A 17,215-nucleotide genomic window follows, 5' to 3' on the forward strand; every position below is an offset into this window, starting at 1 on the left:
TTCAACAAACATTCATTCGTGCCTACTCGGACAACGAGGCGTTGTGATAAACGTCCTGCACGTCGTCCAGGTCCTCGAGCACGTCGAGCAATTTCTGCATTTTCGCGGCGTCTTCGCCGGTGACTTCGACCGGGTTCTCCGCGCGCATGGTGACTTCGGCCACCTCGGGCTTCAGGCCGGCGGCCTCGAGCGCGTTCTTGACGGCTTCGAAATCCGCGACCGCGGTGAGCACCTCGATGGCGCCGTCGTCGTCGGTGACGACGTCTTCGGCGCCGGCTTCGAGCGCCACTTCCATCACCTTGTCTTCGTCGGTGCCGGGCGCAAAGACGATCTGGCCGCAGTGCTTGAACTGGAAGGCCACCGAGCCTTCGGTGCCCATGTTGCCGCCGTGCTTGGAGAAGGCGTGGCGCACTTCGGCCACAGTGCGCACGCGGTTGTCGGTCATGGTGTCGACGATGATGGCCGCGCCGCCGATGCCGTACCCTTCGTAACGAATTTCTTCGTAGTTGACGCCTTCGAGGTTGCCGGTGGCCTTGTCGATGTTGCGCTTGATGGTGTCGATGGGCAGGTTCACGGCCTTGGCCTTTTCCACCGCCAGCCGCAGCCGGGGGTTGGAGCCCAGATCAGCGCCGCCTGCGCGTGCCGCCACCGTGATTTCGCGAATGGCACGGGTCCAGAGCTTGCCGCGTTTTTCGTCCTGGCGGCCCTTGCGGTGCTGAATGTTTGCCCATTTGCTATGTCCGGCCATGGCTTTCTATCTCGCTGTCTTGTGTTTTCAAAGCAAGCTCCGAGTTTACTGTCCGGCGCACGCAACGCCCGGCGCCCCCTGGATTTCGCGCCCGGGCTTTTGGTGATAATCGTTCGATGACACCATCGCCTACAGGCGGCCCCGCGACACCCGTCGTCCTGCCGCCACACGCTCCCCTGCCGCTGTACTACAGCAACGAGGCAGAGCACCGGGCGTTCCTGCGTCGAATCTTCGACGACACGGCGGCCGACTACGACCGCATCGAGAGCGTGCTTGCTTTCGGCACCGGCCCCGCCTACCGCCGTGCGGCACTGCAGCAGGCGGGCCTTGCGACCGGCGCCGAGGTGCTCGACGTGGGCATCGGCACCGGGCTGGTGGCACGCGAGGCGCTGAAGCTCATCGGCCCGGCCGGCAAGCTCGTGGGCGTGGATCCCAGCGCCGGCATGATGGACCAGGTGAAGCTGCCCGGTGTGGAGCTGGTGCAAGGCGTGGCCGAGGCCCTGCCCCGGCCCGACGCCAGCTGCGACTTCGTGAGCATGGGCTACGCCATGCGCCACATCAGCGACGTGGCCGCCGCCTTCGGCGAATTCCATCGCGTGCTGCGCCCCGGCGGGCGCGTGGTGGTGCTTGAAATTACCAAGCCCGAGGGCCGCATCGCGACGGCGCTGCTCAAGGGCTACATGCGCGCCGTGGTGCCGCTGATCGCCCGCGTGGTCGGTCGCCGGCGGGACACCTCGGAACTGTGGCGCTACTACTGGGACACGATCGAGGCCTGCATTCCCCCCGAGCAGGTGGTGCAGGCGCTGGCCGACGCGGGTTTCCGCGACGTGCGCCGGAATGCCAGCCTCGGCGTGTTCTCTGCCTATACCGCCATCAAACCAGACCACATCGTCGAGGCAAGGTGACAGTGACAGTGCAAGTCCAGGACGCAAGCTCTTCTTCCCATCTGCGCGTGGAGCGCCTTTCGTTGCCCGACAGCCTGGCGCTGGCCGCCGGCGGCAAGGCGCCCTTCGCGGCGCTGGGCTACGGCACGCCGCACGGCGTGGCGTGGATGCCGACGGTCAATGCGCGCGTGCTCTCGCCCAACGGCGCAATGGCCGACGTGTGGCACCTGACGGCCCCGCACATCGAGTCGGGCACCACCGGCATCGCGCGCTGGCGCACCGACGGCCACTGGCTGCTGGGCGCCATCGACCTCGACGAGGCGGCCGAGAAACAAGGCCTGACCGAACTCGCGCGCCGCGCCTACAGCGACCTGTTCAAGACGCTCGACCAGGCCGGCACGCCCCACCTGCAGCGCATCTGGAACTACCTGCCGCAGATCAACGCCGACGGTGGCGGGCTGGAACGCTACCGCCAGTTCAACGCCGGCCGCCAGGAAGCCTTCCTCGAAGCCGGCCGCGCCGCCTTCGAGGGCGCGCCGGCGGCCTGCGCGCTGGGCATCCACCAGGGCGCGCTGTCGATCCGCTTCCTGGCGGGCGAGCAGGCGCCGCTGCCGGTGGAAAACCCGCGGCAGGTCTCCGCCTACCGCTACCCCGAAACCTACGGCCCGCGCTCGCCGACCTTTTCGCGCGCGGCGCTGTCGGACATCGGCGACGGCAACATCGCGCTGTTCATCTCCGGCACCGCGAGCATCGTCGGGCACGAAACCGTCCACCACGGCGACGTGCGCGAGCAGACCCGCGAAACGCTGCGCAACCTGCAGGCCGTGATCACCGCCGCCAATGAGCGCGGCACTGCGAAGTTCGCGCTGGCCGAGCTCGACTGCGTGGTGTACGTGCGGCACCCATCGGACACCGAGGCGGTGCGCGGCATCATCGAGAGCACGCTCGGCGCCGACGCGCCGATGGCGCGCCACGCCGTGTACCTGGAAGCCGACATCTGCCGCAGCGACCTGCTGGTCGAGATCGAGGCGCACACGGTCGCCGCCGGTCGATTGCGGGCCTGAATTGCCGGTGCCCGATCGCCCGACTGACTCAATGACCCGAGTGCTGCGTATTCTCACGTCGATCCCGCTTGCGTTGATGCTTTACGCACTGCTGCTTTTCCTGGGCCTGATCTCGCTGGTCTGGAATTTCGTGGCCATGCTGATCTACCCCGTGATGCCCACGCGGCCGGCCCGCGCGCTGGGCCGCATGACCATCGCGTTCGCCTACCGCATGTTCTGGTGGCTCGCGTCGGTGACGGGCATGATGCGCATCGACTCCACCTGCCTGGACCCGATGCGCAACGAGCCCGGCGTGATCTTCGTGGCCAACCATCCGACCATGCTCGACGCCCTCCTGCTGGTGGCGAGGCTGCCGCGCAGCGCCTGCATCATGAAGGCCGACCTGATGGGCAACATCTTCCTCGGCGCGGGTGCCAGGCTGGCGCGCTACATCAGCAACAAGTCGGCGCGCATGATGGTGCGGCTGGCGGTGAACGACCTGCGTAACGGCGGGCAGCTGGTGATCTTCCCCGAAGGCACGCGCACGGTGACGCCGCCGCTCAACTCATTTCGCCCCGGCGTGACGCTGATCGCCAAGCTGGCGCAGGCGCCGATCCAGACGGTGTTCATCGACACCGACTCGCCCTACCTCAGCAAGGGCTGGCCGCTGTGGCGCGTGCCGCCGCTGCCCATCGTCTTCACGCTGCGGCTGGGCAAGCGCTTCGCGGCCACGCAGGACAGCGACGTGCTGCAGGCCGAGCTGGAACACTACTTTCGCCAAAACATGGAACAGCGCGCCACCGACGCGTCCCCCGAATGCCAGACGCCTCGCGCACCCACCTTGTCCTGATTCCCAGCTACAACACGGGAGAACGCGTGTTCTCCACGGTCGAGGCCGCGCGCGCGCAGTGGAACCCGGTGTGGGTGGTGGTCGACGGCAGCGACGACGGCACGGGCGAGCGGCTGCAGCAGATGGCGGCCAACGACCCCGGCCTGCGCGTGTGGGTACTGCCGCAGAACCAGGGCAAGGGCTCGGCGGTGCTGCATGGGCTGCGCGCCGCGCAGGACGCGGGTTTCACGCATGCGCTGACCATGGACTCCGACGGGCAGCATCCGGCGGACCTGATCCCCGCGTTCATGAAAGCCTCGCTGGAGCGGCCCGAGACGATGGTGCTGGGGCGTCCGGTGTTCGATGCGAGCGCGCCGCTGTTGCGCGTGCGCGGGCGGCGCGTGTCGAACGGGTGGACGCAGCTGGAAACCCTTTTTGCCGGCGTGGGCGACTCGCTCTACGGCTTTCGGGTGTATCCCGTGGCCGACCTGATCGCGGTGATGGCGAAGCAGCCGTGGATGCGGCGCTTTGACTTCGACACCGAAGCCGTCGTTCGGCTCGCGTGGCGCGGGGTCAAGCCGGTGAACATCGATGCGCCGGTGAAATACCTGAGCGCCGAGGAAGGCGGGGTTTCGCACTTCCGCTATGGACGCGACAACGTGCTGCTGACGTGGATGCACACGCGGCTGATGGTGGAGTTCGTGCTGCGGCTGCCGGGGTTGGTGTTTCGGAAGCTGGCTGGAAAGCCGCCGTTTCAGGACTGAATCTTCATTCTTGTTGAGTAGCGCCCGGTACGCGGTACGGCGCAGTCAGCCCCACTGCGCCGGCCCTTCGGGCTCCCCTGCGGTGCTCGCGTTTCGCGGGGTCTCGCAGAACTCGCTTCGCTCAAACAGCTGCGAGCCCTGGTCCGCGAAACGCTGCGCTCCTCGGCGGCACAGAGGGGCTGACTGCGCCGTACCGCACACCGGGCTTGTCGGGTGGTTGAGGCCGATGCCCTCACCCCAGCTTTCTCCCAGAGAGAGAGGGAGCAAGACAAAAGACTGGTCTTTGAGCGGGAGGGTGCGCCACAGCTTGTCCACGGCGGTGGGTGCTGTGCCCTTGGGTGGCCGTTGAGGCACCGCCGAGCAGCGCAGCGGCGGGCGGATCAGGGCTCGCAGCTGTTTGAGCGAAGCGAGTTCTGCGAGACCCCGCCCGTCGCGAGCAGCGCAGGGAAGCCCGAAGGGCCGGTGACGTCGGCCGCCCAAGGGCACAGCACCCACCGCCGCACCCAAAAAGTCAAAGCGTCAGATCATCCCGCCGTTGACCGAAATCACCTGCCCAGTGATGTACCCGGCCTCGTCACCAGCCAGGAAAGCAGCCAACGCAGCCACCTCTTCCGGTGTCCCCGCCCGCTTCACCGGCACCATCTGGTTGATGACCGCCGGATCGAACACCGCGTCAGCCATGGGCGAGGCAATGATCCCCGGCGCGATCGCATTCACCGTCACGCCGCGCGACGCCACCTCGAGCGACAGCGCCTTGGTCGCGCTGTTGAGCGCGCCCTTGGCTGCCGCGTAGTTGACCTGACCCCGGTTGCCCGCGATGGCGGCGACCGACGAGATGTTCAGGATGCGCCCCCAGCGCGTGCGCATCATCGGCAGCAGCAAGGGCTGCGTGACACGGAAAAAGCCGTTGAGCGACACGTCGATCACCTTGTGCCACTGCTCGGCGCGCATGCCCGGCAGCACCGCGTCGTCGTGCACGCCCGCGTTGTTGACGAGGATCTGGACCGGGCCGCCTTCCAGGATGCGCGCGCATGCCGCCGCGCACGCCTCGTCGCTGCGCAGGTCGAACACATGGCATTCGGCCTTGCCGCCTTCGGCCGAGATGGCCGCGGCCAGTTGCTCGACCGCTTCCGGCCGCGAGTTGGCGTGCAGCAGCACCGTGGCGCCCTCGCGCGCGAAGCGGCGGGCCATGGCCGCGCCGAGCGCGCCGCTGGCGCCGGTGATCAGGGCGCGTTTTCCTTCGAGACTCATGACGATGTGCTTTCTTCCGCAGCCAGCGGCGTGTTCAGGACCACCACGGCTCGCCCCTCGGCCAGCGATCGGCCGTCGTCGGCCTTCACCGTGAATTCATAGAGAACCTGGCGGTCGTCGCCCGACAGGCGCTTCGCCCGTACCTGCAACGCGCCGTCGACGTCGTCCAGCCGCGCCACCGCCAGCTTGACGTTGCGCGCACTCGCCAGGAAGCCGGCCGATGGCGTGCTGCCCTCGGCAGCCAGCAGGCTGCCGTGCAGTGCCATCGCCTGCGCGGCGTATTCGATGGCGTTCGGCGCAAGCAGGCCACTCTCGGTGCGCAGCGGGTTGCCGGCTTGCGCGTGCGTGGTGGTGCTGCAATGGATCGCGTCGGCGTCCCAGCTTTCGAGGCGCTCCAGCAGGCACATGCTGCCGCTGTGCGGAATGCGCTGCGCGATGCCGGCGCGGTCGAGCGTCTGTGGTGCGGTCATGCGGCCTGTCTCTCCTCGAGGTCTGCCACCAGCAGCACGTTGGCAAAGGGCGTGCCCTCGCTCATCGGAATGCTGTGCACGCGAAAGCCCAGGCGGTCGAGCAATGCGGTCCATTCGGCCAGCGGCCGGCCCCAGGTCGGCGATACCTTGTGGCCGCGGATGCGCGTCACGGTGCGGTCGACCCACTGGCTGATCGCAAAGCCGCGGCGGCTCGACGCATCGCCCACGCGCAGCAGCAGGCGCGCCTGCGGATTGCCGCCGCGGCGCAGCGCGTCGCGCACGCGCGTCAGCACGCCTTGTTGCGCTTCGAGGTCCACGTAGTGCAGCACGTCGAGGATCACGACAAGGTCGCAGTCCGGCAGTTCGGCCGAGCACATGTCGGCGCAGACCAGCTTGGGCGCCGGCTGCAGATGGCCGATAGACGCCTCGGCGCGCGCCACGTCCTTGGGCATCAGCTCGATGCCGGTGTAGTCGGCGCTTTCCGGCGTGGCGGACCACGACGCGGGCCAGCGGCCGTTTTTCTGCATTGCGCTCATCGATGCGAGCAGGCTGGCGAACAGGCCCTGCCCGCAGCCGATGTCGACCACGCGACGGTGCTGCGCATCGATCAGCCCGCGCTCGAGCAGGCCGCGGAACACCGGGTCGCGACCCAGCTTGCCGCGCGCGAAATGCCAGGCAAAGCTGCCGCCCTTCTTGTAGGGGATGGTCGCGGCTTCGTGCAGCTCGCGCCACGCTTTGTCGGTGGCGCCCCGCGAAGGCAGCACCGCACTCATGATTTCATGCCCTCGGGCAAGGTGACAGCGCGCAGTCCATCGGCGCGCAGGCGTTCGAGCAACAAGGGCAATACCTCCAGCAAAACGGGTTGTCCCGCAGCGGTGCGCGCGGCGTTGCCGTCGTGCAGCAACAGGATGTCGCGCGCCTGCAGGTTGCGGTCCAGGCGCGCCATCACCTTGGCGGCGTCGCCTTCGCGCGTGTCGAAGCCGCGCCGCGTCCAGCTCACCAGCGAAAGGCCGAGGCGGTGCAGCACGGGCTCCAGGAAGGGGTTGCGCAGGCCGGCCGGCGCGCGGAAGCAGGTCGGACGCTGGCCGGTCACGTCGCTCAGGATGTCCTGCGCGCGTGCGATTTCGGCGGCGAAGCCGCGCGGCCCGAGGAAGGAGAAGTTGTGCCGGTGCCGCGCCGTGTGGTTCTGGATGCTGTGGCCGCGCGCCACGATCTCGCGCGCCAGGGCGGGCTGCGCCAGCACGCGCTCGGCGATGCAGAAGAAGGTGGCGCGCTGGCCGTGCGCGTCGAGCAGGTCGAGCACGCGCGGCGTGACCTCGGGCTCCGGTCCGTCGTCGATGGTGATCGCCACCTCGCGGCGCTTGCCCGCCGCTTCGGGCAGGCGCGTCATGTTGGGGCCCAGCAGGCTGCTGCGCGGCGTCAGGCCGGCGCCGGTGATGAGCGCATGGTTGAGCACGATGGCGCCCACGGCCCACGGCAGCGCGCCCGGCACCAGCACGCCCGCGCCGATGGCCGCCACATGCCATGCCGCACTGGCGCGTATGGCCGGCGGCCAGGGCCAGGATTCACGAGGGGCGGAGGCGGAAGACATGGGCCCGGATTTTCCCCTCATCGACCGCGCGCGGCCTTCGAAGGCCCCACGCTGCGTGCGAATGCCGCCGACAGCAGCAGCGCCAGCAGCGCGCCCGGCGCGACCACGCGGCCGATCGAAGACAGCGCGGGAATGTCGGAAATCGCGATCAGCCCGAAGGACACCACCGTCGTCAGGTTGGCCAGCATCAGCGATGCGAGCGTGTCTTCGTCGGCCTGGCCCGTGGTGCGCAACTGGTCGAAGAACAGCGCGTAGTTGGATCCCACCGCCACGATCAGCAGCAACCCCACCAGATGCAGGATGCCCAGCGCAGCCTGCAGCACCGCCATGCCGCCCAGCGTGAGCACCACCGCGAACAGCAGCGGCTGGCACACGGCCAGCAGCCGGCGCCACGAGCGCAGGTAGATGCCCAGCAGCACCACCACCGCCAGCGCGCCCAGCAGCACCTGGACGAAAGCTTCGTGCAGATAGCGTTGATACAGGCCGGCCAGCTCGCGGCCGACGTCGACCACCTGCACGTCGGGCAGGCCGGCCAGTGCGGTTTCGAGCCGCTTCTGGTCGAACTTGGTGCCCGGATGCAGCACCACCAGCGTGCCCCAGCCGCCGCCCGGGCGCTGGTACATCAGCGTGTTGAGCACCGAGCCCAGCGGACCACCGGCCAGATCGGCACGCTGCACGGGTTGCAGCTTGCGCGCCGCCTCCACTTCCTGCACGAAGGGCTCCAGGCGCGACGCCGGCAGCGGCATCCCCTTCGTCGCTTCGGCGAGATTGGCGCGCAGGACTTCGCTGGTCGGCAGGCTGGCGATGCGCGCCGCCTGGGTCTGCGCGCTCGGCAGCACCCGCGTGACGGTCTCGTAGCCCATGAGCTCGCCGCTGTCCACCAGCGCGTCGAGCCGCGCGGCCGCGGCTTCGGTGTTGCGGAGCGCGGCCTGTTCGTCGTCGCCATAGGCCACCACCAGCACGCCGCCGTCGCTGGCGCCGATGTCGTTGCGCAGCATCTCGTCCATCTGCTGGGCTGCCTTGGGCACCGGGCTCATCGCGCCCAGGTCGGCGCGCCACAGGTGGCCGCCCTGCCACAGCACCAGCCCCAGCGCCGCCACGCCGAGCGCGGCCAGCGGCCAGCGCAGGCGCGGCAGGCCGCGCACCAGCGCGCCCGCGAGCTGCGCCATGTAGCGGCGCATGCCCATGCCGGTGGCGCCGTCGGGCGCCAGCATCGGCAGCACGTAGCGCGTGGCCAGCGCGGCCGACACCAGCCCGGCAATGGAGAACACCCCCAGCTGCGCCAGCCCCGGGAAGCCCGAAAACACCAGTGCCGCGAAGCCGCACACCGAAGTCAGCAACCCGAGCCGCACCGTGGGCCAGTTGAGGTCGCGCCAGCGCTGCCAGCCGGTGCCGGCCACCGCGGCGCCGCGCGCCTGGATGAGGTAGTAGATGGCGTAGTCGACCGTCTCGCCGATCAGCGTGCTGCCGAAACCCAGCGTCAGGCCGTGCACCGAGCCGAACACCAGGCTCACGCTGGCGGTGCCGACCACCACGCCCGTGGCCACCGGCAAAAAGGCGATGACCAGCGCGCGCGGCGACGCAAAGGCCAGCAGCAGCAGCCCGCCCATCACGATGCCGCCCACCACCGCGAGATGGATGGCTTCGGTCTTGATCTTGTCGCGGCTCATCACCGAGAACACCGGCGGGCCGCTCAGCAGCAGCTTGGGCGCGTCGGCACCCATGCCGCGCGAGGCGGCCTCGTAGGCCGAGTTCACCCGCGCGATGGCCACGGCCTGCGCGTCGAGGTCGCCGCCGGCGGCGCGCGTGGTGGCGATCATCAGCGCGCGCGGCGCGGTGCGCGACATCCATACGCCGTCCTCGCTGCGCGGCGCGCTTGCAGGCACCAGTTCCATCGCGATGCGCTGCGTCTCGCCGGTCGGATCGCGGTCGAGCAGCGGCTTGATGACGTTGCCGGCGGGCGTACCGAGCATCGACAGCGTTTCATTGATCGCGTCGCGCAGGCCCGCGGCGGTGAACTGACCCGGCACCACGCCCGGCGAGAGCTGGTAGCGATGCTCGAAGACCCAGGTGCCGGAGTCGCTCCAGTCGCTGACGTCGCCGTTCTGCACCAGGTCGAACAGCTGGCTCTCGCGCATGCTTTTGGCCACCGCGCGCGACACCGTGGCGCGCTGCTCGACGCTGCCGCCCTCGATGCCGAGCATCAGCGTGCGCGAGGCCACGCCGCTTTGCAGCTGCTCGATCAGCACGCGCTGGCGCACGTCGGGGCTCTTGGGCAGGAAGGCCGACAGGTCGGCGCCGATCTGCGTGCGCGCGATGACCACGGCGCCGCACACCAGCACCAGCAGCCATGCCAGCAGCACGACCGCCCTGCGCCCCCAGCTGGGCGGCCCGCCCGCCTGCCCCACGGTCACGGCGCGCCGCGGCCTGCCGCGCCAGCAGGCGCCGCGTTGGGCGCGCTCGGCGTGATGTTCATGACCGAGCGGTCACCGCCGATGAATTCCATTTCGAGGCCCAGCACGTCGCTTGCGCGGCCGCTGATGCGCATGCTGCGCACCTGGGCGGCCAGCCGGCTGTCGAGCGGCACGAGGTCGAGCGTCCATTTGCCCGCCGAGCCGGTTACGGTGCTGCGAAAGTAGCGCTGCAGCGTGGCGCCGTCGCCGGTCAGCGTGCCGCGCATGGCTTCGACCAGGCCTTGCAGCTCGGGCATGCTGTCCAGCGCCAGCGTGCGTGTGCGTCCGCCGCGCGAAAGGGTCAGCGTGTTGCCTTCGACCGCCATGGTCTCGACGCGCGGCGACAGGGTTCGGCGCACCAGCTTGTCGGGCGCGTCGAAGTTCAGCGTGCCGCTGGCGTCGAGCGGGCCTTCGAGGCCGTGCACGAAGCGTTGTTCAGTGAAGCGGGCTTCGCCGCTCTTCTGCCTGGCCAGCAGGGTCATCAGTTCGGGCAGGTCGAACGCCGCCCAGGCCGGCACGGCGCAGAAGGCCAGTGCCAGCACGAATACCTTGCAGAGCCGGTCAAGCCGCATCTTCGAGCCAGAAATCATGGAAATTGAACCAGTTGTAGGGGTGGGCGCGGCACAGCGACTCGAGCCGCGCGACATAGGCCTCCAGCGCGGCGCGGATGCGCGCTTCGCGCTCCGCCATGCCCGACATCGGCTCGCCGAAGTCGGCCAGCGCATCGAACTGCACGTCGTAACGCGCGCCGCCGCCGTAGAGGCCCGCCATGAAGAACACCTTGCGGCGCAACAGCGCCGCAAGCCGGAAGGGACCGTCATTGAAGCACGCCGGCTGCCCCAGGAACGGCAGCACGATATTGTTGCCGCGCTGGTGCTGCGCCTGGTCTTCGCTGCCCGGCAGCGTGCGGTCGGCCAGGATGCCGGCAAGGCCGCCGCCGTCGAGCCAGTCGCGCAGCGCCAGCATCGAATGCGGCCGGCCCAGCGCGATGACGTGCGGCCGCAGCTCGGGCACCGCGATGGCGTCGAGCGTGGCGTTGATGCGGCGTGCGTTGTCCGGGTACATCAGCATCGCGACGCGCAGGTCCTGCTGGCGCGTCTGCTGGCGGCAGGCGCCCAGCGCCTCGAAGCTGCCGACGTGGGCGCCGAGCAGGAAGGCGCCGCGGCCTTGGGCGAGCTCGTTGTCGATCGGCGGGGTGCCGTCGATCCTGACCTTGAAGAGATCCATGCGCCCGCGCAGGAAGTACACCCGGTCGAGCACCGTCGAGGCAAAGGCGTGCAGCAGGCGGTAGCCGTCGATCCAGCCGGCGTGCGGGCCGATGGCCCTGAACAGGTAGCGCTTGATGTGCCGCCGCTGCGCAGGCAGGAACAGCAGGAAATAAAGGCTGATGGGCGGCAGCAGCAGCCGCGTGACATGGCGCCCGCACACCACCGCCATGAAGCAGATGAAGCGCAGCGCGAGCATGTTGCTGCGCTCGGGCGCGTGGGCCCAATCGCCCTTTTCGCCCTTTTCACTCTTTTCCCCCTTCGGCGCGGACCGGGGCGCCTGGGCCGCCTCGTTCACGGCGCGCGCTTCGACATCGGTGTGCTTCATCACGCCGACTCTTGCACGGCCGTCCATCGTCCGGTGACAGCCACCACGCCGTCGCAACGCACGTCGAAGCGCACGCCGCGTCCCGCGCCGGCCTCCGGATGCAGCTCTATGGAGAGCGTGCTGCCGGGCCGCACGGGCGCCAGGAACTTGGCGGCGGCCAGCGTCGGGTTGGCGCCGAGCCGGGCGGACAGGGCCGGCACGCGCCGCACGGCCTCCAGCACTTCAGCCAGCAGCAAGGCGCCAGGCACCAGGGGCTGGCCCGGGAAATGGCCGGCAAAGACCGGGTGATCGGCCGGCACCGTGAGGCCCAGCTGCACCGGCGTGTCGTCCTCGGCGAGTTGCGCCAGCGCGAATTCGCGCAGCGCGCGCACCGTGAGCTTGCCGGTGCCCTCGCGCGGGAAGGCCTTGACCTGCACCACGCGGCGCGGCACGAACACGGCTTCGAGCCGCTGCCGCAGCGCGGCGACGATGTCCCCCGCCGAAAGCGTCGGCGCCACCACGAAGGCCACCGGCCGCACCACGCCGTCGGCCACCTCGTCGGGCAGCCAGAAGGCGCCGTCTTCCACGCCGGCAATGCTGTTGAGGTGGTAGTTGAGGTGCGCCAGCGAGCTGCGCCGGCCCGCCACGTGGATCAGGTCGTTGGCGCGCCCGAAGAGGCGGAAGCGGCGCTCGTCGAGCAGTTCGAGCACGTCGGCCATGGGCGTGGGCTCGGGTATGAAGTCGCCGCTGAAGATGAAGCGCTCGGGCCCGCCCTCCTCGCCCGGCTCGGCGTGCACGCGGATGTCGCCGAAGGTTTCCCAGACTTCGCTTTCGGTGGTGCGGCGCGTGGCGACCTGGCCCGACTCGGTGCTGCCGTAGATCTCGAGCAGCACGGCGCCCATGGCCTGCTCGGCCTGCAGCGCGAGCTGCGGCGACAGCGGCGCGGTGGCCGAGAGAATCAGGTCCACCGGCGGCAGCGCGATGCCCGACAGCAGCAGCGTCTTGAGGTGGAACGGCGTGGTCACCAGCGCGCGCGGGCGCGGCACCGAGGCCAGCGTCTGCGCCACGTCGGCGGGAAAGAACGGCCGCCCGCTTTCGAAGGCCGCGCCACCCAGCATGGCCAGCAGCGCCGACGATTCGATGCCGTAGCTGTGCTGCACCGGCACGGTAGCGACCAGCGTCAGGCCTTCGAGCGAGGACCGCCCGAGCACGCGGCACAGCCGCTTGACCGCCACCGCCACGTCGCCCACCAGCGTGCCCCAGGTCTTGGCATGCGGCTGAGGCACGCCGGTCGAGCCCGAGGTCAGCAGGCTGACGGCGTGCAGGCCGGCCTCTATCCGGGGCACTGCAGCGTTCGGGTTGCCTTCGAGGCTGGAGCGGTCTTCGATCAGCACGCGCCGCATGCCTGGGGTCTGGAGCTTCGGGTCGTCGACGAGCGTGAACAGCCGCGGCCCGCCGGATTCGGCCAGTCGCGCCAGCGTATCGGGCCGGGCATCGGGCGGCAGCAGGCTCGCGTGGCCGCGCATCAGGGCGGCGCCCAGGCTCACGGCAAAGGCATAGCGATCGACGCACAGGTTGACCGCGGGGCCGTCGTCAGGCAGTTCCGGGGCGAAGCGGGCCACGTCGGCCAGGAATTGCCGGGCGCTCACGGGCACGCCGGCTCGCCAGGCCAGGGGCGCATCGGGGTCGCGGTCCGCGAGCAGCGGCAGGAGGGAGTTGTCTGTCGTCGTCACGCGGGCAGCGCCTGTGTCATTGGCCGCCGGCGCTGGAATCCACCGACGACGTGCCATAGAACGCACGCACCGCATCGACCAGGCGCGTACGTTCGAATTCGGGATGCAGCCGGTAGCGCACCAGGTGTTCGCCGACGAACAGCACGCCCACCATGATGGGAGACAGCACGTTGGCGAACAGCGACCAGTCGGCGAAAGGCCGCGTCAGGTAGATGGCGATGGACGCCAGCACCACGACCGCGAAGTACGCCGTCCAGATGCGCGTGAGCTGCGTGGTGTAGGCCAGCATGTGGCCCTTGAGCGGGTGCACGCGCTGGGCGAACTGGGTGATCAGCGGCAGGCCGCGGCCGCGCAGCGTGGAGCCGAACCAGCCGCACAGCAGCGCGTTGATGCCCACGTGCTGGAGCACGTAGAGGCGGTTCGGGTCGCCGGCCTCACCGAGGAAGACGAGCACGAAGCCGGCAATGCCCAGCGCAACCGCGCCGGCGCAGCCCCAGCCGCCGAAGCGGCTGGCGGCAAAGCCCACGGCGGCAAGCCACAGCGGCCCCAGCAACACCACCACCGCCCACGGCTCGGTGGCGTGGAACAGCGTCATCCAGTGAGAGAGGCCGGCATAAGCGACTCCCATCAGCAGCAGGAGCGCCAATCGCCATCGAGACATGGGGTCAGGTGGCGACGCGGTGCTGGGCGACGTGGGTCGCGAGCGTGCGCAGCGACTGGAAGATCTGCTGGTTGCGCTCGTCGTCCGAGCGCAGCTGGAAACCGTAGCGGCGCGAGACTTCGAGCGCCACTTCGAGGATGTCGATCGAATCGAGTCCCAGGCCTTCGCCGTACAGGGGATCGGTGGGCACGATGTCCTCGGGGGCGATCTCGAGGTTCAACGCATTCACCAGCAACACGGCCAGCTCTTTTTCGATGGGCGACTGTTCAGGCGAATCGCCTACGGCGGAAGAATTGGTTTGGACGGTCGAGGACAACACGTGCTCCGTTTTGCGTTTGAATGAAAATTCACGGCAATTGTAAAGGCGGGGCTTGGATAGACTGCCGCCAGCCAACATTTGGGGACCCCATGACAGAGCCATTGTTAGTCGCACGCCACGAGACTGTCGAGTGCGCCCTCCTCCCCGGCCTGGCCAACCGCCACGGCCTGATCACCGGCGCCACCGGCACCGGCAAGACCGTCACGCTGCAGACCATTGCCGAAAAGCTGTCCGGCATCGGCGTGCCGGTGTTCATGGCCGACGTGAAGGGCGACCTGACCGGCATCAGCCAGAAAGGCAGCATCGGCGCCAAGCTGGCCGCCACGCTGAAGGAGCGCGGCATCGACGTTCCGGAACCCTCCGCCTGCCCCGTCACGCTGTGGGACGTGTTCGGCGACCAGGGCCACCCTGTGCGCGCCACCATCTCAGACATGGGCCCGCTGCTGCTGAGCCGCATGCTGGACCTGAACGACACCCAGGCCGGCGTGCTGAACCTGGTGTTCAAGATAGCAGACGACAACGGCCTGCTGCTGCTCGACCTGAAGGACCTGCGCGCCATGCTGCAGTACGTGGGCGAGAACACGAGCCAGTTCACCACGCAGTACGGCAACATCAGCGCCGCCAGCGTGGGCGCCATCCAGCGCGGGCTGGTGCAGATCGAGACCCAGGGCGGCGACAAGTTCTTCGGCGAGCCGATGCTCAACATCGCCGACTTCATGCAAACGGTGGGCGGCAAGGGTGTGATCAACATCCTGGCGGCCGACAAGCTCATGAATTCGCCGCGGCTCTACGCCACCTTCCTGCTCTGGATGCTGTCGGAGCTGTTCGAGCAACTGCCCGAAATCGGCGACCCCGAGCAGCCCAAGCTGGCCTTCTTCTTCGACGAAGCCCACCTGCTGTTCAACGAGGCGCCCAAGGCGCTGGTCGAGCGCATCGAGCTGGTGGTGCGGCTGGTGCGCTCCAAGGGCGTGGGCGTGTATTTCGTCACCCAGAACCCGCTGGACATTCCCGACACGGTGCTCGCCCAGCTCGGCAACCGGGTGCAGCACGCGCTGCGCGCCTTCACTCCGCGCGACCAGAAAGCGGTGAAAGCGGCCGCCAGCACCATGCGGCAGAAGCCGGGGCTGGACATCGAGACCGCCATCACCGAGCTCGCGGTGGGCGAGGCACTGGTCAGCTTCCTCGACGAGAAGGGCCGCCCCAGCGTGACCGAGCGCGTGTTCGTGCTGCCGCCGGGCAGCCAGCTCGGCCCGATCACCGCCGACCAGCGCAAGGCGCTGATCGCCAATTCGCTGGTGGCCGGCGTCTACGAGAAGGCTGTGGACCGCGAGTCGGCCTACGAAAAGCTCAAGGGCCGGGCCGAGAGCGCGCCCGGTGCGCCGCCGGCCACGCCGGCGGGCGGCAAGCCGGCGGCCGAAGCCTCCGGTTCGGGCATGGGCGGCATGCTCAACGACATGCTCTTCGGCACCACAGGCCCGCGCGGCGCCAAGCACGACGGCCTGATTCAGACCATGGCCAAGTCGGCGGTGCGCACCATGGGCACGTCGGTGGGCAAGGAGATCCTGCGCGGCGTGCTCGGCGGGATCTTCGGCAGCAAGAAGCGCTGAGCCTGCGCCCCGCGCGCCGCGCCTACCAGCGCAGCAGGCGCGGGCCCAGCACGGCGCCCACCAGCACCGGCACGGCAATCCCGCTCACATACCAGACGGCAAGGAACGGCGCGGTCAGCTCCATGCAGTGCAGCGCATAGACCGCTGCGCCGACGCCGCCGGCCAGCGCTCCGGCCGCCGCGCCGGCCAGCGCCGGCCGCGTGGGCGCCAGCCCCCTGAGCGCCACCATCGTGGCCGCGAACACCGGCAGCGCCATCAGCCCGATGCTGACCGCGCAGATCCGCCACGACTGCCCCATGAGCGACGGCATGCGCTCCTGCGCCGGCACGCTGAACCAGGCGATCGCCGCCAGCACCCAGATGCCGGCCACCGGCAGCGCGGCGCCCATCCACGCATGCCGCGCGGGCACGCCGGGCCGCGAGAGGCGCTGCACGGCCACGAAGCCGGCCGCCGCAATGCACAGCGGAAACGTCACCTTGACCCAGAACATCGGCCAGAACATGGCCTGCACGATGTCGCGCCGCATGCCGTATTCGGCGAACAGGATGAAGAGCGAAAGCGGCAACCCGGCCAGCACCGCCAGGCCGATGCGCCTGCCCGCGCTGCGGCGCGGCACGGCCACGTCGCCGGCGGACAGCATCGCCACGAGGTCGTCGGTCTTCATGCGGCGTCTCCCCAGCGGTTGCCGAAGCGTGCGGCCAGCGCCTTCAGGCCGCGGTGGATGCCGACCTTCACCGCCGACTCCGACATGCCCGTGAGGCTCGCGGCCTCGGCCACCGAAAGGCCCTCGATCTTCACGTGCACGATCGGCAGGCGCTGCCGCTCCGGCAGGGTCTGCAGCAGCCCGCCCAGGTCGCGCCGGGCGTCGCTGGCCTCCTCGGCCGAGTCGGCGAACACGGCAAGGTCGTCGTCCAGCGGGTCGTGCAGGTCTTCGCGGACCGACTTGGCACGCAGCAGGTCGATCATCTTGTAGCGGGCAATGGCATGCACCCAGGCCGTCAGCGGCTGGTCGCTCTGGTAGGTGTGGCGCTGGTTGTGCATGGCGAGCAGGCATTCCTGAACAAGGTCTTCCACTTCATCGGGCCAGCCAAAGAGGCGCTTGCCCAGAAAGGCGCGCAAGTGCGCGCTGAGTCGCTGCAGGAAGTCGCGGTAGGCCTTCGCGTCGCCGTCCAGACCGCGAAGGAACAGGCTGCGCAGCGCCGCTTCCGCGTCGCCCGGGTACGTCCTGCTGCCTGTTGTGTTTCGTGCCATCCGGTCGGCTGGTTACAGCCTCGCCCAAAAAAGTTTCGG

18 protein-coding genes are annotated in these 17,215 nt (G+C 69.4%); 5 read left to right on the forward strand and 13 right to left on the reverse strand.

All coding sequences use genetic code 11. The features are described 5' to 3' along the window. Window positions 1–22: 22 nt before the first annotated feature. The gene (locus tag C4F17_RS06180; RefSeq protein ID WP_081270492.1) at window positions 23–748 is read right to left on the reverse strand and encodes a YebC/PmpR family DNA-binding transcriptional regulator; all 726 of its coding nucleotides are present in this window, start codon (window positions 746–748) and stop codon (window positions 23–25) included. A gap of 116 nt (window positions 749–864) precedes the next feature. On the opposite strand from C4F17_RS06180, the gene C4F17_RS06185 reads away from it, so the two are divergent. Genes C4F17_RS06185 through C4F17_RS06200 form a run of 4 tightly spaced genes read left to right on the forward strand, consistent with a single transcriptional unit; the run spans window position 865 to window position 4,268 of the window. Next, window positions 865–1,653, forward strand: a complete 789-nt coding sequence (locus C4F17_RS06185; RefSeq protein WP_106934648.1) for a class I SAM-dependent methyltransferase — start codon at window positions 865–867, stop codon at window positions 1,651–1,653. A gap of 8 nt (window positions 1,654–1,661) precedes the next feature. After that, window positions 1,662–2,696 carry a chorismate transformation enzyme, FkbO/Hyg5 family gene (locus C4F17_RS06190; protein WP_106937455.1) on the forward strand — a complete coding sequence of 345 codons (1,035 nt, stop codon included), beginning with the start codon at window positions 1,662–1,664 and terminating at the stop codon, window positions 2,694–2,696. Window positions 2,697–2,727: 31 nt separating this feature from the next. After that, window positions 2,728–3,525, forward strand: a complete 798-nt coding sequence (locus tag C4F17_RS06195; protein ID WP_106934649.1) for a lysophospholipid acyltransferase family protein — start codon at window positions 2,728–2,730, stop codon at window positions 3,523–3,525. Next, a complete protein-coding gene (locus tag C4F17_RS06200; protein WP_106934650.1) occupies window positions 3,492–4,268 on the forward strand; it encodes a glycosyltransferase family 2 protein in 777 nt (258 codons plus the stop codon). The genes C4F17_RS06195 and C4F17_RS06200 overlap by 34 nt, the downstream gene beginning before the upstream one ends. 519 nt (window positions 4,269–4,787) lie before the next feature. On the opposite strand, the gene fabG is transcribed toward C4F17_RS06200, so the two are convergent. From fabG to C4F17_RS06250, 10 genes are read right to left on the reverse strand one after another with little or no spacing between them, the layout of a single operon-like run. Continuing rightward, the gene (gene fabG / locus C4F17_RS06205) at window positions 4,788–5,519 is read right to left on the reverse strand and encodes a 3-oxoacyl-ACP reductase FabG (protein WP_081270487.1); all 732 of its coding nucleotides are present in this window, start codon (window positions 5,517–5,519) and stop codon (window positions 4,788–4,790) included. Beyond that, on the reverse strand, window positions 5,516–5,989 hold the full coding sequence (locus C4F17_RS06210) for a hydroxymyristoyl-ACP dehydratase (protein WP_106934651.1): 474 nt from the start codon (window positions 5,987–5,989) through the stop codon (window positions 5,516–5,518). The genes fabG and C4F17_RS06210 overlap by 4 nt, the downstream gene beginning before the upstream one ends. Further along, window positions 5,986–6,762, reverse strand: a complete 777-nt coding sequence (locus tag C4F17_RS06215; protein ID WP_106934652.1) for a class I SAM-dependent methyltransferase — start codon at window positions 6,760–6,762, stop codon at window positions 5,986–5,988. Before C4F17_RS06215 ends, C4F17_RS06210 begins: the two co-directional genes overlap by 4 nt. Beyond that, window positions 6,759–7,580 carry a polysaccharide deacetylase family protein gene (locus C4F17_RS06220; protein ID WP_199851920.1) on the reverse strand — a complete coding sequence of 274 codons (822 nt, stop codon included), beginning with the start codon at window positions 7,578–7,580 and terminating at the stop codon, window positions 6,759–6,761. The genes C4F17_RS06215 and C4F17_RS06220 overlap by 4 nt, the downstream gene beginning before the upstream one ends. Window positions 7,581–7,597: 17 nt before the next feature. Further along, complete coding sequence (locus C4F17_RS06225; RefSeq protein ID WP_106934654.1) at window positions 7,598–9,994, reverse strand: MMPL family transporter; 2,397 nt, start codon at window positions 9,992–9,994, stop codon at window positions 7,598–7,600. After that, window positions 9,991–10,623 carry a LolA-related protein gene (locus tag C4F17_RS06230; RefSeq protein ID WP_106934655.1) on the reverse strand — a complete coding sequence of 211 codons (633 nt, stop codon included), beginning with the start codon at window positions 10,621–10,623 and terminating at the stop codon, window positions 9,991–9,993. The genes C4F17_RS06225 and C4F17_RS06230 overlap by 4 nt, the downstream gene beginning before the upstream one ends. Beyond that, the gene (locus tag C4F17_RS06235; protein ID WP_081271699.1) at window positions 10,595–11,626 is read right to left on the reverse strand and encodes an acyl-CoA synthetase; all 1,032 of its coding nucleotides are present in this window, start codon (window positions 11,624–11,626) and stop codon (window positions 10,595–10,597) included. The genes C4F17_RS06230 and C4F17_RS06235 overlap by 29 nt, the downstream gene beginning before the upstream one ends. Continuing rightward, window positions 11,626–13,338 carry an AMP-binding protein gene (locus C4F17_RS06240; RefSeq protein WP_234382614.1) on the reverse strand — a complete coding sequence of 571 codons (1,713 nt, stop codon included), beginning with the start codon at window positions 13,336–13,338 and terminating at the stop codon, window positions 11,626–11,628. Before C4F17_RS06240 ends, C4F17_RS06235 begins: the two co-directional genes overlap by 1 nt. Before the next feature lie 16 nt (window positions 13,339–13,354). Then, window positions 13,355–13,999 (reverse strand): hypothetical protein, encoded by a 645-nt coding sequence (locus C4F17_RS06245; protein WP_081271697.1) that lies wholly within the window; start codon window positions 13,997–13,999, stop codon window positions 13,355–13,357. A gap of 4 nt (window positions 14,000–14,003) precedes the next feature. Then, window positions 14,004–14,315 (reverse strand): phosphopantetheine-binding protein, encoded by a 312-nt coding sequence (locus tag C4F17_RS06250; protein WP_081271696.1) that lies wholly within the window; start codon window positions 14,313–14,315, stop codon window positions 14,004–14,006. A gap of 92 nt (window positions 14,316–14,407) precedes the next feature. Here C4F17_RS06250 and C4F17_RS06255 point away from each other — a divergent pair, with 92 nt between their 5' ends. Further along, complete coding sequence (locus C4F17_RS06255; RefSeq protein WP_106934657.1) at window positions 14,408–15,925, forward strand: helicase HerA-like domain-containing protein; 1,518 nt, start codon at window positions 14,408–14,410, stop codon at window positions 15,923–15,925. Between the two features lie 22 nt (window positions 15,926–15,947). On the opposite strand, the gene C4F17_RS06260 is transcribed toward C4F17_RS06255, so the two are convergent. Continuing rightward, a complete protein-coding gene (locus C4F17_RS06260) occupies window positions 15,948–16,589 on the reverse strand; it encodes an NrsF family protein (RefSeq protein ID WP_106934658.1) in 642 nt (213 codons plus the stop codon). Next, entirely contained in the window at window positions 16,586–17,176 is a 591-nt protein-coding gene (locus tag C4F17_RS06265) for a sigma-70 family RNA polymerase sigma factor (RefSeq protein ID WP_106934659.1), read from the reverse strand. Before C4F17_RS06265 ends, C4F17_RS06260 begins: the two co-directional genes overlap by 4 nt. Window positions 17,177–17,215 lie beyond the last annotated feature (39 nt).

Source organism: Variovorax sp. PMC12 (genome assembly GCF_003019815.1).
Taxonomy (GTDB): Bacteria; Pseudomonadota; Gammaproteobacteria; order Burkholderiales; family Burkholderiaceae_C; genus Variovorax.

Bases quoted from the DNA above. Each gene is read 5' to 3' on its own strand.
- C4F17_RS06195 (WP_106934649.1), top strand. From the start codon at position 2,728: ATGACCCGAGTGCTGCGTATTCTCACGTCGATCCCGCTTGCGTTGATG.
- C4F17_RS06260 (WP_106934658.1), bottom strand. From the start codon at position 16,589: ATGAAGACCGACGACCTCGTGGCGATGCTGTCCGCCGGCGACGTGGCC.
- C4F17_RS06245 (WP_081271697.1), bottom strand. From the start codon at position 13,999: ATGTCTCGATGGCGATTGGCGCTCCTGCTGCTGATGGGAGTCGCTTAT.
- fabG (WP_081270487.1), bottom strand. From the start codon at position 5,519: ATGAGTCTCGAAGGAAAACGCGCCCTGATCACCGGCGCCAGCGGCGCG.
- C4F17_RS06230 (WP_106934655.1), bottom strand. From the start codon at position 10,623: ATGATTTCTGGCTCGAAGATGCGGCTTGACCGGCTCTGCAAGGTATTC.
- C4F17_RS06215 (WP_106934652.1), bottom strand. From the start codon at position 6,762: ATGAGTGCGGTGCTGCCTTCGCGGGGCGCCACCGACAAAGCGTGGCGC.
- C4F17_RS06210 (WP_106934651.1), bottom strand. From the start codon at position 5,989: ATGACCGCACCACAGACGCTCGACCGCGCCGGCATCGCGCAGCGCATT.
- C4F17_RS06235 (WP_081271699.1), bottom strand. From the start codon at position 11,626: ATGAAGCACACCGATGTCGAAGCGCGCGCCGTGAACGAGGCGGCCCAG.
- C4F17_RS06185 (WP_106934648.1), top strand. From the start codon at position 865: ATGACACCATCGCCTACAGGCGGCCCCGCGACACCCGTCGTCCTGCCG.
- C4F17_RS06255 (WP_106934657.1), top strand. From the start codon at position 14,408: ATGACAGAGCCATTGTTAGTCGCACGCCACGAGACTGTCGAGTGCGCC.
- C4F17_RS06220 (WP_199851920.1), bottom strand. From the start codon at position 7,580: ATGTCTTCCGCCTCCGCCCCTCGTGAATCCTGGCCCTGGCCGCCGGCC.
- C4F17_RS06265 (WP_106934659.1), bottom strand. From the start codon at position 17,176: ATGGCACGAAACACAACAGGCAGCAGGACGTACCCGGGCGACGCGGAA.
- C4F17_RS06180 (WP_081270492.1), bottom strand. From the start codon at position 748: ATGGCCGGACATAGCAAATGGGCAAACATTCAGCACCGCAAGGGCCGC.
- C4F17_RS06200 (WP_106934650.1), top strand. From the start codon at position 3,492: ATGCCAGACGCCTCGCGCACCCACCTTGTCCTGATTCCCAGCTACAAC.